The organism is Nocardioides sp. NPDC059952, from assembly GCF_042730435.1.
Classification (GTDB): Bacteria; Actinomycetota; Actinomycetes; order Propionibacteriales; family Nocardioidaceae; genus Nocardioides.
Genome location: NZ_JBHWLY010000022.1, coordinates 1 through 13,304, shown reverse-complemented (window position 1 = coordinate 13,304; position 13,304 = coordinate 1). Strand labels below are relative to the sequence as shown.

The window sequence follows — 13,304 nt, the reverse complement described above, 5'->3', positions numbered from 1 at the left end:
GGATGACTGCAGGCACGGATGTCCGGGACACCCGCTGGGTGCTCCCGGGCATCCTCCTGGTCACCACCGTCACCGGGGTCGTCGGCAGCCTGGGTACGCCCCTGGTGACCGGGGTCGCCCGGACCGAGGGCGTGTCGCTGGTGACCGCCCAGTGGGCGATCACCTCGACGCTCGTGACCGCGGCGGTGGTGTGCCCGATCGCCGGCCGCCTCGGGGTGGGACGCCGGCGCAGGCCCGTGCTCATCGGCTGCCTGGTTCTCGTGGTGCTCGGCACCGCGCTCGGTGCGCTGCCGCTCGGTTTCGGGCCGCTGCTGTTCGGCCGGATCCTGCAGGGCCTCGCCTTCGCGATCGTGCCCCTGGCCTTCTCGATCGCCCGCAGCGAGCTGCCGGAGCCTCGGGTCAGAGGCGCGGTGGCAGCGATCTCGGTCGCGAACGTGACCGCCGCCGGCCTCGGCTTCCCGGTGACCGCGTTCATCGCGACGTTCGCGGGCACCAAAGGGGCCTTCGGGTGGGCGTGCGGCCTGTCGGTCGCGGCGCTCGTCGTCGCGCTCGTGGTCGTTCCGGACAGCGATGAGGACGCACCCCGCGGTGTCGACTGGGGTGGCGCGCTGCTGCTGAGCGCCGCGACCGCGGCCGTGCTGTTCGCGGTGACGCAGGCGAAGACATGGGGGATCACGTCCCCGCTGACGCTGGGGCTGCTCCTGGCCGGCGTCGCGTGCTACCTGGCCTGTGGCTGGTGGCTGCTCCGGGTCGAGCGCCCGCTGGTCGACCTGCGCGTGGCGGTCCGCCCCGGCGTACTGGTCGCGAACGTCTGCGGACTGCTGGCCGCGCTCGGCATGTTCCTGCTGCTCTCGCTGGCGATGATCCTCGTGCAGACCACCGAGGAGCACGGCTACGGTCTCGGACGCTCGGTCGCCGTCGCGGGCCTCATGCTGGCCCCGTACGCCGTCACGAGCGTCCTGGGATCGCGGATCGCGCTGTGGGCCAGCCGGTTCGTGACACCCGACCGGCTCCTGGCCGGCGGCTGCGCCCTGTTCACCGCGGCCTGCCTGGCACTGGCCGTGGGTCACGACTCGCTGGTGAAGGTCACGCTCGCCGTCGTCATCGGTGGCTTCGGCAGCGGGATGACCTTCAACTCGATGCCCTGGCTGATGGTGCGCTTCGTGCCTGCCGCCGAGACGGGCAGCGCGCTCAGCTTCAACCTGGTCCTCCGGTTCCTCGGGATGTCGGTCGGCAGCGCGCTCGCGCTGGCCGTGCTCGACGTCTTCGCCGAGGAAGGTCGGCAGACGAGCGAGTCCGGGTTCGTCGCCGCGGGCCTGGTCGGCGCGGCCGTGTCGTTGCTCGCGGCGCTGACGTGCCTGGTCCTCGGCCGCACCGGGAGGGCCGCACCCGAAAGTCCCGAACGTCCCGAAAGTGTCGACCAGCCGGCGCAGCAGCCGGCCGAGGAGTGAGTGTGATGGAGACCTTCGCCCAGATCGTGGCGAGCCGAGCCGGCGACGATGCGCCCGGCCTCTGCTTCGAGGACCGGCAGTGGACCTGGGGCCAGGTGCTCCGCGAGGGAGCGGTGCGTGCCGCGGCCCTGCGGAGCGCCGTGCCCGCCCCGGCGGGGCGGCAGGTCCATGTCGGCGTCCTGCTCGAGAACGTGCCCGACTACGTGTTCTGGATCGTCGCGGCCTCTCTTGCCGATGCCGTGGTGGTGGGCCTGAACGCGAGCCGCAGCGCAGCGGAGATCGCCCAGGACGCTCGGCATGCCGACGTCGACCTGATCGTCACCGAGCCCCGGCTGGGGCACTTGGCCGGTGACATCAGCGGCGTGCGGATCCTCGACGTCCTCAGTCCCGCCTACGACGACTGGCTGGCGCCACATCGCGGTGCCGGGCTGCCCGCGGAGTCCGCGATGCCGGATCCCGATCGGCTCGCCCTGCTGCTCTTCAGCTCCGGCAGCACCGGTGCGCCGAAGGCGGTGATCGTCAGCCAGGGCCGGCTCGGGCGGCTCACCGCGACCATCTCCGAGCGGGTCCGGATGCGGCGGGACTCCGTGACGTACCTGTGCATGCCGCTCTTCCACGGCAACGCCGTGATGATGAACCTCGCGCCGGCCATCGCCATGGGCGCGACCGTCGCGATGACCAGGAAGTTCTCGGCCAGCGGTTTCGCCGAGGACATCCACCGCCACGGGGCGACGTACGTGAACTATGTCGGCCGGGCGCTCTCCTACGTCCTGACCCGCCCCGAGGGCCCGCAGGACCGGACCGGCACTCTCGAGCTCGCCTTCGGCACGGAGGCCTCCGAGACCGATGTCCGTCTGTTCGGCGAGCGGTTCGGGTGCGAGGTGATGGAGGGGTACGGCCTCAGCGAAGGCGTCTTCCGGATCAATCGGACGCCCGACACCCCGGTCGGCTCGCTCGGTCTCCCCGCCGCCGGTGTGGACGTGCGTGTCCTGGACGAGGCCACGGGCGAGGAATGCCCCCGCGCCCGCTTCGACTCCGGAGGGCGGCTGGTCGACGCCGCCGCGGTCGGCCAGATGGTCGCCGTCGGAGCAGTCCCCACCTTCGAGGGCTACTACAAGAACGCCGGCGCGATGGCCGACCGGGTCCGCGGCGACGACTTCTGGTCCGGCGACCTCGCCTACCGAGACGTTGCGGGCTACTTCTACTTCGCCGGCCGATCCTCGGACTGGTTGCGCGTCGACAGCGAGAACTTCTCCGCCGCGCCCGTCGAGCGCGTCATCCAGCGCCTGTCCTGGGTGGCCGCCGCGCCCGTGTACGCCGTCCCGGACCCGCGCACCGGCGACAACGTGATGGTGGCGCTCGAGCTGGAGCCGGGCGGTTCCTTCGACCCGGTGGCGTTCGGGGAGTTCCTCGCGGCGCAGCCCGACTTCGGTGCCAAGTGGTGGCCGACGTACGTCCGCGTGGTCGACCAGATGCCGCTCACCGGCAGCGGCAAGATCGACAAGGCCCCGCTGCGCCGGGCGGCGTGGAGGACGCCGGATCAGGTCTGGATGCGCGTCGGCAGGACAGCGGAGTACCGCCTCCTCGACGCCGAGGGCCGGGACCGGATCGAGGCGGAGACGGCCGAGCACAGGGGCGCGTCGCCGCTGTCGACCCACTGAGCGGGAGCGTCGGTCGTGGGTCGATCGCACGGTTTCTAGTGTGACGGCGAACACAGGTCGTTCGGGGGCCTGCAGGCACCGCACGTTCCGATGCACGAGACCAACTGGAGTGAACAGTGAAGACACCCATCTCGATGCGCACGCGTCTGGCCGCGACCCTGTGCGTACTCGCAGTGGCCGCGACAGGCTGCGGCAGCGGCAGCAACGATGGCTCCGCGACGGCCAGGAAGGTTGCGCCGGAGGAGATCTACCGCGACGGACTCATCAACGTGGAGAAGGACTCGGGTGAGCCCACGAAGGGTGGGACCCTGCGCGTCGCGGAGTACTCCGAGGCCGCCGTCCTCGACCCGACCAAGACCTATCCCACCGGATCGACCGGCCTCAACGTGATGGCCTCGATCTACGACACCCTGATGCGCTACGACCCCGAGACGACGGAGTACGAGCCGCAGCTCGCCGAGTCGCTCTCGAGCGACGACTCCACGACCTGGACGCTCGCGTTGCGCGACGGCGTGAAGTTCACCGACGGCACACCCCTCGACGCGGACGCGGTCGTCGCCAGCATCAACCGCTTCATCACCAACCGTGGGCTCCACGGCCAGATCCTGCAGGCGAACCTGAAGTCGATGGTCGCGACCGACGCCTCGACGGTCACCTTCACCTTCACCGCGCCCTGGCCCCGCTTCCCGGCCCTCCTTGCGGCCGGTCCCGGCCTGATCCTGGCGCCTGCTGCGTACGCGGACGAGAAGGCGTTCAAGCCGATCGGCGCCGGTCCGTTCGTCCTCGAGAGCCAGTCGCCCGGCGAGAAGACCGTCGTGAAGGCCAACGAGGACTACTTCGACGGACGCCCGAACCTCGACGGCATCGAGTTCCTCCAGCTGGGCCCGGACCAGGCGAAGCTCGAGTCGCTCCAGGCCGAGGAGGCCGACCTGATCTACGTCTCGCAGGACAAGGTCATCACTCAGCTGGTCGACGACGGCGTGAGCGGCAACATGAGCGGGATCAGCGGTGCGCCGGTCCTCAACCTCAACCACCGCGAAGGCACCGCGACCAGCGACCTGCGGGTGCGGCAGGCCATCCAGCTGGCCTTCGACGCGCAGAACTACCTCAAGCGGACCACCGGCCAGGAAGACCTCGCCGACCGCGGCCTGATGGCACCGACGTCGATCTGGCGCACGGACGTCGAGCCGGTCGAGACCGACGCCGAGGCCGCCAAGAAGCTGGTCGAGGAGGCGAAGGCCGACGGCTTCGACGGCAAGCTCCGCTATGTGGGCATGGGTGACGCCGACTCGAAGGCCGGGGCCGTGGCGATCAAGGCGATGCTCGACGCGGTCGGCTTCGACGTCCAGCTCGACCTGGTCAGCTCCGTCGCCGACGTGGTGTCGAAGGTCTATGTCGAGGGTGCGTTCGATCTCGCCCGCGCCTCCAACAGCATCCCCGACGCCGACCCGTACAGCGCTCTGGACACCGCGATGAACAGCACGTCGGCCGCGAACCCGGGCCGCTACGCCAATCCGGAGATGGACCGCCTGCTCGGTGAGCTCCGCGGTGTCACCGATCCGGAGGACGGCCTGACGGTCATGACCGAGATCGAGGAGCTGTGGAAGAAGGATGCCGCCTACGTCAACGTGGGCTTCGGCGGCTTCTTCGAGGCGTGGAACGACAACGTCCACGGCATCACTCCCACCACGCAGACCGCCGTGCTCTTCGACGACGCCTGGGTGGACAACTGACCGGTCCCGACCGACCCTGACAGCCCGGTGTCCCGGACGTGCTGCACGTCCGGGGCACCACCCTTTCCACAGGAGGCATCCGATGAACGACCGCGACACCCTGATCGAGCGACTCGCGGAGATCGCCGCCGCCATCGACGCCCGCGACTGGGACACGATCCGCGGTGCCGTCACCGATGACGCGCACGGCTATGGCGTCGACGGTGGTCCGGAGGCCATCGTCGCCAGGATGCAGGCCCACCTCGGCGGCGTGGGCGCGACCCAGCACCTGCTCGGCAACCATCGGGTGCAGGTCGACGGGGATCGTGCTCGCACGCTCACCTATGCCCGCGTCTACCACGTGGGGGCGGGGCCGAAGGAAGGCTCCTTCTACGAGTGCCTGGGGGAGTACGACGACCGCTGGTCCCGCACCGATCGTGGCTGGCTGATCAGCCGGCGGACGTTCACGATCAGGATCGGGCTCGGCGACTTCGCCGTGCTCCGCCCCGCGGACTGACCGGGCGGCCGGGCGGCGTCAGCTGGCAGGGTCGGGCGGGAGCTGCCCGAGCGCGCCGGTCCGGAGCAGCAGCGGCGCGAGCTCGTTGCCATCGAGGATCCGGCCGACTCGAGCGGTCGCGCGCCAGCCCTCTTCCGTACGCCGCAGCTGCCAGTGGTTGGCGGTCGCCCGGTTGATCCTGAAGGCACCGTCCTCGTGCAGCACCATCAGCGAGTGGCTCACGGCGACGGCCGTGTCGCCGTCGACGTGGACCGACACCGGCCCGTTGAAGTGGGCGCAGCCGCGCGCGATGTAGCCCTGGTGAGCTGCGGACTCGACCATCGCGAAGATCTGGTCGCGACCGGTCATCGAGATCACGTCGTTGTCGTAGACGCCGTCCTCCGTCCAGATCGCGGCGACCTCCGCGGAGCTTCCCGAGTCGGCCAGCGCCCCGTACGTCGTGAGCAGCTGCACGATCTCGCGTTCGTCCTCCAGGGACGCCAGGCGGCGCTCGAGCAGGGCGAGGCGGTCTTCCATCGTGGTCTCCTGAAGAGTCATGAGATCTCCTCGGCCAGCACGGCCAGGGTCTCCAGCTGGTCGCAGTAGTGATCCACCGAGGTGGCCTCCACCGCGGTGGTGACGAGCGTGGCGCCGGCGGCTCGGAGCCTGGTCAGCCGTCGGGTCGTACCTTCTGCGTCGCCGATCGGATCGACCATGCGGCCGGGCGAGAGGACCACCTCGAACCCGTCGGGGAGATCGCGGGCGCTCAGCATGGTGCGAAGGTCCTCGACCGCGAGCCCGAACGGCACCCAGCCGTCGCCGAGCTCGACGGCGCGGCGCAGGCTGCGGGCCGTACGTCCGCCGATGAGGAGCGGCACCCGCTCCTGGAGGGCGGACGGCTCCACGACGAGATCGTCGAACTCGTAGTGGCTGCCGTGGTAGGTCGGCTCGCGGCGTCCGAGGCTCGCGCGCAGGGCAGCCAGGGCATCGTCGGCGCGCTCGCCCCGACCGGCGAAGGGCCGGTCGAGGAGCGCGAACTCCTCCTCGAGCGAGCCGACGCCGAGCCCGAGGAGGAGCCGGCCGTTGCTGACGAGGTCGAGGGTGCCGTAGCGCTTGGCGATCTCCAAGGGGTGGTGGTAGCCGATGACCAGCACCTGGGTCATTAGCCGCAGGTGCTCGGTGACCGCGGCGAGATAGCCGAAGGTCGCCAGCGGATCCCAGTACGTGCCGCCTCGCTGGGCAGCGGCCTCTCGAGGGACGGCTACGTGCTCGCTGCACGTCATGTGGTGGAACCCGAGCCGGTCCGCGGTGCGGGCGACCTGCGCGAGCTCGGCGATTCCCGCCTTCGCCTCCCACGCCGCGTGGGCGCCGGGGTTGGCGGTGACGATCGGGCTGACGATGCCGAGCTTCACGGCGGCTCCTCCTGCGGGTAGGTCACTCGATCCGGCCGAGTCAAGCACTCGTGCGGGCCGCGGAGACCCCGTCATCCCGCTGAGCGGTTCGCTGGTGTCTCCGGGGGTCAAGAGTCTTGGCAGCGGCCGAGCCGTTTGCTACGGTGCGATCAGAAAACAAGAATTCATTTCAGTTTTGGGGAAATGGGGTCACCATGAGCGCACAAGCGGTCGAGCCGGACAACCGCACCCGACGGGACCTCCCGCCGTCGATGGTCGAGCGGGTGTCGCTGATTCTGGATGCCTTCGAGACGCCGGGGATCCGTCATACCCCCGAACAGGTCTCGCGGATCACTCACCTCCCTCGCACCACCGTCCATCGGATCCTGGATCAGCTGGTCCGGCTCGAGTGGCTCACGCAGACGCCGTTCGGGTTCGGCCTCGGTCCGCGTTCCCTCGGCCTCGGCGGTGGCGGCCGGGCCGACACCGAGCTGAGGAGCGTGACCGCCCCGCACCTCCACGAGATCCAGGTGACGACCGGTCTGGTCGCCCACCTCGCCGTGCTCGACGGGGCCGAGGTCCGTTACCTCGACAAGATCGGCGGCCGGTTCGCGGTCAAGGTGCCCTCGACGGTGGGTGGTCGGGTGGCTGCTCACGCCACGGCCCTCGGCAAGGCGATCCTCGCCTGGCTGCCCGCGGAGCGGGTCGATGACCTGGTCGCGCCGGCGCTCTCACCGTTGACCCCGGCGACCATCGGCGACCTCGCCCGCCTCCACCAGGAGCTGCACCTGGTCCGGTCGCGACGCGGCGTCGCCTTCGAGCGCGGCGAGGCACACCCCGACATCGCCTGTGTGGCCGCGGCGATCCGTGGCCCGGAGGGGCCGGTGGGTGCGATCTCTCTCGTCGGCGACCTGCGCGCGCCCGTCGAGCGGGTCGCGCCGCTCGTCCTCCAGGCGGCCCAACGTGCGTCGCAGGAGCTCTTCCCGCAGTTCCGGGAGCGTACGGATCTGCACCAACCCTCGCCCGCTGCCTGATCGGTCGTCAGGTCGCCGAAGGCCCCGGCCCGAGCTTCTCGGGCCGGGGCCTTCCGGTGCTCACTCCCGGGTGCTCATCCCCAGTGCTCGCCCCAGCCCCACAGGTCGGGCGCGACGTGCTCGTGCTGGTCCTCCACACCGAACTTCCCACGGAAGAACAGCATCGGGTTCTCGCGGTGGGGCGTCTCGAGGCCGGTCACCCGGCCGATGACGACGTCGTGGTCGCCGGCGACGTGCACGGTCTCAACCGTCGCGTGCACGCGCATCAGGACGCCGGGCAGGCTCGGGGTGCCGAGCGCCGAGGGCTCCCAGGCAAGGTCCTCGAACTTCCTCCCGCGGCTCGAACCGAACCGCTGGCACAGGTCGGTCTGGTCCTCGCCGAGGACGTTGACGGTGAAGCGCCCGGATCGCTGGATCCGGGGCCAGGCCCGACCGCGGTGGTCGGCGCAGAACAGGACGAGCGGGGGATCGAGCGAGACCGACGCGAAGGACTGGCAGGCGAAGCCGACCGGCTCGCCGTCCTCGATGCCGGTCACGACCGTCACACCCGTGGCGAAACCACCCATGGCGGCCCGCATCTCGAGAGGGGACGGGGCGGTGCCCACGGCCCCGTCCTCGTACGCCACGTCAGTCGTCATCTGCTCGCCTCCTGGTGCGTCGGTGGTCATGATCGGACGCTAGGCCGTCGAGGTGCCGGGCATGGGGCGATGTCCCGCTGAGTGACCGGGTGAGGACGGCACTTCCGGTCACCGGGAAAGCGGCCGGTGCGTGGAGGCGGCGGGTCCTAGCGTGAGGGACGTGACAGACCTGACCCATGACTCCACCCGCCGCGAGCTCGTCACCGACGCCGGCGTACTCCGCTATCACGAGGCCGGCGACGGCCCGCCGTTGCTGATGCTGCACGGGTCAGGACCCGGGGTGACCGGATGGCGCAACTTCGGCGACAACCTCTCCGCCTTCGCCCCGCACTTTCGGTGCCTGGTCCTCGAGCTGCCGGGCTTCGGGGTCAGCGACACCACCGACCAGCACCCGATGATGGCGGCGCTGCCCGCCGTGCAGCGCTTCCTCGACGGCCTCGGCCTCGACCGGGTCGACGTCATCGGCAACTCGATGGGCGGTGGCATCGCGACCCGGCTCGCGATCAGCCGGCCCGACCAGGTGCGGCGGCTGGTCACGGTCGGCGGTATCGGCCGCAACATCTTCAGCCCTGCTCCGGGCGAGGGCATCAACCTGCTCGTCGAGTTCGTCGAGAACCCGAACCGCGAGAACCTCGTCGCCTGGCTGCGCTCGATGGTCTACGACCAGTCGATGGTCACCGAGGACCTGATCGAGCAGCGCTGGGCGCAGGCCACGGACCCCGACACCCTGGAGGTCGCGCGCCGGATGTACGGCCGCGCCGCGATCGCCGCCGCCTTCGCCGGCGCCGGCAGCTCCGCGCAGGCGACGCCCGGCTGGGCGCAGTTCGACCAGATCAAGGCGCGCACCCTGCTCACCTGGGGCCGCGACGACCGGGTCAGCCCGCTCGACATGATGCTCATCCCGATGCGCACGATCCCCGAGGCCGAGGTGCACGTGTTCCCCAACTGCGGGCACTGGGCGATGATCGAGCAGAGCGCGCCTGGGAGCGGACCGTCCTCGCCTTCCTCACCGAGCAGGACGAGGAGGGCACCCGATGAGCGAGTGGAGCGACGAGTTCGACCTCGTCGTCGTGGGCAGCGGTGGCGGCGGGATGACGGCGGCGCTGGCCGCGGTCGACGCCAGCCTGTCCGTCGTCGTCATCGAGAAGGGCCAGAAGTTCGGTGGCAGCACCGGCATCTCCGGGGGCGGGATCTGGGTGCCCAACAACCCGACCCTGCGCAGGGCGGGCCACGACGACTCCCGCGCCTCGGTGCTGGACTACCTCACCACCATCACGGCGGGCAACGTGCCGGCCGCTCGCCTGGAGGCGTACGTCGATCACGGCCCGGCTGCGATGGAGCTCCTGGAGCGCTCGACGTGGGTGAGGTTCGACTGGACCAAGGGCTACGCCGACTACCACCCGGAGTTCGCCGGCGGCCGCCCCCAGGGCCGGTCGATCGAGGCCAAGCCGTTCGACACCCGCAAGCTCGGCGCGGACGAGGCGTTCCAGCGGCCCAACAACATGAAGGGCCCGCTCGGGCTGTGGGTCACCGCGAAGGACTACCACGACCTCGCGATGGTCAAGCGGACCTGGCAGGGACGCCGCGCCTCGCTGCGCGCCGCGTGGCGGGTCAGCTCGAACGCGGTTCGCCGCCGCCACATGGCCACCGGTGGCCGGGCCCTCGTGGCACGGCTGCGGATGGCGCTCAAGGACGCCGACATCCCGCTGTGGCTGGAGACCACGATGACCTCGCTCGTCGTCGAGGACGGCCGCGTCGCCGGCATCGTCGCGACCCGCGACGGCGCCGAGATCCGGGTCCGCGGTCGCAAGGGCGTACTGCTCGCCGCCGGCGGCTTCGACCACAACGCGGCGATGCGCGGCGAGCACCTTCCCGAAGGTGCCCGTCCCGATCACAGCCTCGGAGCAGTGGAGAACACCGGTGACGCGATCCTCGCCGGCAGCGCCGTCGGTGGTGCCGTCGACCTGATGGACGACGCCTGGTGGATGCCGTCGGTGACCCACCCCGCCGGCGCCACGATCCCGCTCGTCTCCGAGCGCGCCATCCCCGGCCAGGTGATCGTCGGGACCAGCGGCATGCGGTTCACCAACGAGGCCTCGCCCTACGTGAACTTCGTGCACGACCAGCTCGCCAGCGGCAACGAGAAGGCCTGGCTGGTCATGGACTCCCGGGCCCGCTCGCGCTACCCGTTCGCCCAGATCCTGCCGGGAGCGCCCTTCCCGCAGGGTTTCTACGAGCAGGGCATCGTGCACCGCGCCGAGACGGTCTCCGACCTGGCGACCGCGATCGGCGTACCTGCCGAGGCTCTCGAAGCGACCGTGACCCGGTTCAACGGCTACGCGAGGGCGGGCATCGACGAGGAGTTCCACCGCGGCGAGAGCGCCCACGACCGCTACTACGGCGACCCCACCCTCCCCAACCCCAATCTCGACCTGATCGACAGGGCGCCCTACTACGCCGTCCGCATCGAGGTCGGCGACCTCGGCACCAAGGGTGGCCTGGTCACCGATGAGCACGGCCAGGTGCTCCGGGAGGACGACTCCGTCGTCGCCGGCCTCTACGCCACCGGCAACTGCGCCGCGTCGGTGATGGGCAACGACTACGCCGGTCCGGGCGCGACGATCGGCCCCTCGATCGTCTTCGGCTACCTGGCCGCGCGCCACGCCGCCGGCCTTTCCGATCACCGGGAGACACCACCCGCCACGACCGTGCCGGGTGCCACCGTGGGATCGATGGACAACGCGTCCAGGACGCAGCAGGAAGAGAGTGCGAGATGAGCAGTGTGCTGGAGAGGATCGAGGCCCGCGCCGAGGAGATCGCCGCGCTGGGCCCCAGCAACGAGAAGCTGGGCCGGCTTGACGACCGAGCCGCGGAGCTGCTGCGCGAGACCGGCGTGATCCGGATGCTGCAGCCCGCCAAGTACGGCGGCGCCGAGGCGCATCCCGCCGAGTTCGCCGAGGCCGTGATGAGGCTCGCGAGCCTGGACGGCTCCACCGGCTGGGTCGCCGGCATCGTCGGCGTACACCCCTGGGAGATGGCGATGTGCGACCCGCGCGTGCAGGAGGAGGTGTGGGGTGAGGACAACGACACCTGGATCGCCTCGCCGTACGCGCCGATGGGCGTCCTCCGCCCGGTCGAGGGCGGCTACGTCTTCAACGGCCGCTGGCAGTTCTCCTCGGGCACCGACCACTGCGACTGGATCTTCCTCGGCGCCTTCCTCGGTGACGAGAACGGCGAGGCGACCGTGCCGCCGCAGGTCCACCACGTCATCCTGCCGCGCTCGGACTACACGATCGTCGAGGACTCCTGGGACGTCGTCGGGCTCCGTGGCACCGGCTCGAAGGACATCATCGTCGAGGACGCCTTCATCCCGGACTACCGCGTCGTCCGGTTCTCCCGGTTCACCGACGGCAGCCAGCCGCGTGACGCCGGGCTGACCAACGCGACCTATCACATCCCGTTCACCACGGCCTTCCCGCTCGGCATCACCTCGGCGGTGATCGGCATCGCCGAGGGCGCGCTCGCCGCGCACCTCGCCTACCAGCGCACCCGGGTCCAGATCACCGGCACCAAGGTGAAGGACGACCCGCACGTGCTGAACGCGATCAGCCAGTCGGCCGCCGAGATCCACGCCTCCCGCGTGACCATGCTCGACAACGCCCGCAGGTTCTACGACAAGGCCGTACGCGGCGAGGAGGTCACGTTCGCCGAACGGGCCGAGTCACGGCGTACCCAGGTCTCCGCCGCCTGGCGCGCGGTCCGGGCGATGGACGAGATCGTCGCCCGGTCCGGTGGGAACGGCATGCGGATGGACAACCCCATCCAGCGGTTCTGGCGTGACGGCCACATGGGCCTCGCGCACGCGATCCACGTCCCCGGCTCGGTCTTCCACGTGCAGTCGCTGACTGCGCTGGACGTCACGCCGCCGCCGGGACCGATGCTCTCGATGATCTGACCCCACCACTGAGGAGAACCAACATGAAGGCGATCCGTGGCCTCGGCTACCTGATCGTGCAGAGCCAGGACCTGCCCCGCTGGCGCGAGCTGACGGTGGACTGCCTGGGGATGCAGGAGACCACCGGCCCGGTGGCCGACGGCCTCTACCTGCGGATGGACGAGCGGTACGCCCGGCTCGTCGTGCTGCCCGGTGACGACGACCGCGTGGTCGCCGTCGGCTGGGAGGTGCGCGACCAGTTCGGCCTCGCCGAGATCGCCGGTGCGCTCGAGGCCGCCGGCGTACCCGTCAAGGAGCTGAGCCAGGAGGAGTGCGACGAGCGCCGGGTCGAGGCGGCCATCCGCTTCGACGACCCCGCCGGTACGCCTGTCGAGGTGTTCTTCGGCCCGGTGCTCGACCACAGCCCGGTCCTCACCGGCCACGGCCAGTCGTTCGTCACCGGCGAGCAGGGGATGGGCCACGTCGTCCTCCCGACCACCGTGGCGGACGAGACGGTCGCCTTCTACACCGAGGTGCTCGGCTTCCTGCCCCGTGGCGCGATCCGGATGGGTGCGGCCCTCCCGCCGCGCCGGGTCCGGTTCATGGGCGTCAACCAGCGCCACCACAGCCTCGCGGTCTGCCCCGCGCCGCACGGCGAGGCGCCCGGCCTGGTCCATCTGATGATGGAGGTCGACAGCCTCGACGCGGTCGGTCGCGCGCTCGACAAGGTCAACAAGGCGGGCTTCTCGCTCTCCTCGACCCTCGGCCGGCACACCAACGACAAGATGGTGTCGTTCTACGTACGCGCACCCGGCGGCTGGGACCTCGAGTACGGGTGCGAGGGCATGCTCGTCGACGAGGCCTCCTACACCGCGGAGGAGATCACCGCCGACAGCTACTGGGGCCACGACTGGTCCGGGTCCGAGCCGCTCGCCGCCTTCCTGCCTCCTGCGTGAGCGAAACGACGAGAGCTGTCTCTTATACACA

The 13,304-nt window shown here is 70.7% G+C and carries 11 protein-coding genes and 1 pseudogene; 9 read left to right on the top strand and 3 right to left on the bottom strand.

Annotated features, from left to right (window positions below):
• The first annotated feature begins 2 nt into the window (after nucleotides 1-2).
• From ACFV9G_RS12355 to ACFV9G_RS12340, 4 genes are all read left to right on the top strand, one after another.
• On the top strand, nucleotides 3-1,451 hold the full coding sequence (locus ACFV9G_RS12355; protein WP_378727769.1) for an MFS transporter: 1,449 nt from the start codon (nucleotides 3-5) through the stop codon (nucleotides 1,449-1,451).
• 5 nt (nucleotides 1,452-1,456) lie between these two features.
• On the top strand, nucleotides 1,457-3,112 hold the full coding sequence (locus tag ACFV9G_RS12350) for an AMP-binding protein (RefSeq protein ID WP_378727768.1): 1,656 nt from the start codon (nucleotides 1,457-1,459) through the stop codon (nucleotides 3,110-3,112).
• 116 nt (nucleotides 3,113-3,228) lie between these two features.
• Nucleotides 3,229-4,845 (top strand): ABC transporter substrate-binding protein, encoded by a 1,617-nt coding sequence (locus tag ACFV9G_RS12345; RefSeq protein ID WP_378727767.1) that lies wholly within the window; start codon nucleotides 3,229-3,231, stop codon nucleotides 4,843-4,845.
• A gap of 82 nt (nucleotides 4,846-4,927) precedes the next feature.
• Entirely contained in the window at nucleotides 4,928-5,341 is a 414-nt protein-coding gene (locus tag ACFV9G_RS12340) for a nuclear transport factor 2 family protein (protein WP_378727766.1), read from the top strand.
• A gap of 18 nt (nucleotides 5,342-5,359) precedes the next feature.
• Here the strand turns inward: ACFV9G_RS12340 and ACFV9G_RS12335 are convergent, their stop codons facing one another.
• On the bottom strand, nucleotides 5,360-5,878 hold the full coding sequence (locus ACFV9G_RS12335) for a nuclear transport factor 2 family protein (protein WP_378727765.1): 519 nt from the start codon (nucleotides 5,876-5,878) through the stop codon (nucleotides 5,360-5,362).
• On the bottom strand, nucleotides 5,875-6,732 hold the full coding sequence (locus ACFV9G_RS12330) for a TIGR03619 family F420-dependent LLM class oxidoreductase (protein WP_378727764.1): 858 nt from the start codon (nucleotides 6,730-6,732) through the stop codon (nucleotides 5,875-5,877). Before ACFV9G_RS12330 ends, ACFV9G_RS12335 begins: the two co-directional genes overlap by 4 nt.
• A 194-nt stretch (nucleotides 6,733-6,926) precedes the next feature.
• On the opposite strand from ACFV9G_RS12330, the gene ACFV9G_RS12325 reads away from it, so the two are divergent.
• Nucleotides 6,927-7,745 (top strand): IclR family transcriptional regulator, encoded by an 819-nt coding sequence (locus ACFV9G_RS12325; RefSeq protein WP_378727763.1) that lies wholly within the window; start codon nucleotides 6,927-6,929, stop codon nucleotides 7,743-7,745.
• 74 nt (nucleotides 7,746-7,819) lie between these two features.
• Here ACFV9G_RS12325 and ACFV9G_RS12320 read toward each other — a convergent pair whose 3' ends face one another.
• A complete protein-coding gene (locus ACFV9G_RS12320) occupies nucleotides 7,820-8,413 on the bottom strand; it encodes a flavin reductase family protein (protein WP_378727762.1) in 594 nt (197 codons plus the stop codon).
• A gap of 226 nt (nucleotides 8,414-8,639) precedes the next feature.
• Between ACFV9G_RS12320 and ACFV9G_RS12315 the strand changes: the two are divergent.
• From ACFV9G_RS12315 to ACFV9G_RS12300, 4 genes and pseudogenes are all read left to right on the top strand, one after another.
• Nucleotides 8,640-9,296 (top strand): annotated as a pseudogene (locus tag ACFV9G_RS12315) (alpha/beta fold hydrolase); the annotation flags it as partial.
• A gap of 121 nt (nucleotides 9,297-9,417) precedes the next feature.
• Nucleotides 9,418-11,160, top strand: a complete 1,743-nt coding sequence (locus tag ACFV9G_RS12310; protein WP_378727761.1) for an FAD-binding protein — start codon at nucleotides 9,418-9,420, stop codon at nucleotides 11,158-11,160.
• On the top strand, nucleotides 11,157-12,338 hold the full coding sequence (locus ACFV9G_RS12305) for an acyl-CoA dehydrogenase family protein (RefSeq protein WP_378727760.1): 1,182 nt from the start codon (nucleotides 11,157-11,159) through the stop codon (nucleotides 12,336-12,338). The genes ACFV9G_RS12310 and ACFV9G_RS12305 overlap by 4 nt, the downstream gene beginning before the upstream one ends.
• Before the next feature lie 23 nt (nucleotides 12,339-12,361).
• The gene (locus tag ACFV9G_RS12300; RefSeq protein WP_378727759.1) at nucleotides 12,362-13,273 is read left to right on the top strand and encodes a VOC family protein; all 912 of its coding nucleotides are present in this window, start codon (nucleotides 12,362-12,364) and stop codon (nucleotides 13,271-13,273) included.
• Nucleotides 13,274-13,304: the final 31 nt, after the last annotated feature.

What these genes read in the sequence shown, in the direction of transcription:
- ACFV9G_RS12310 (WP_378727761.1), top strand. Translation starts at nt 9,418, where the DNA reads ATGAGCGAGTGGAGCGACGAGTTCGACCTCGTCGTCGTGGGCAGCGGT.
- ACFV9G_RS12350 (WP_378727768.1), top strand. Translation starts at nt 1,457, where the DNA reads ATGGAGACCTTCGCCCAGATCGTGGCGAGCCGAGCCGGCGACGATGCG.
- ACFV9G_RS12305 (WP_378727760.1), top strand. Translation starts at nt 11,157, where the DNA reads ATGAGCAGTGTGCTGGAGAGGATCGAGGCCCGCGCCGAGGAGATCGCC.
- ACFV9G_RS12340 (WP_378727766.1), top strand. Translation starts at nt 4,928, where the DNA reads ATGAACGACCGCGACACCCTGATCGAGCGACTCGCGGAGATCGCCGCC.
- ACFV9G_RS12355 (WP_378727769.1), top strand. Translation starts at nt 3, where the DNA reads ATGACTGCAGGCACGGATGTCCGGGACACCCGCTGGGTGCTCCCGGGC.
- ACFV9G_RS12325 (WP_378727763.1), top strand. Translation starts at nt 6,927, where the DNA reads ATGAGCGCACAAGCGGTCGAGCCGGACAACCGCACCCGACGGGACCTC.
- ACFV9G_RS12335 (WP_378727765.1), bottom strand. Translation starts at nt 5,878, where the DNA reads ATGACTCTTCAGGAGACCACGATGGAAGACCGCCTCGCCCTGCTCGAG.
- ACFV9G_RS12320 (WP_378727762.1), bottom strand. Translation starts at nt 8,413, where the DNA reads ATGACCACCGACGCACCAGGAGGCGAGCAGATGACGACTGACGTGGCG.
- ACFV9G_RS12300 (WP_378727759.1), top strand. Translation starts at nt 12,362, where the DNA reads ATGAAGGCGATCCGTGGCCTCGGCTACCTGATCGTGCAGAGCCAGGAC.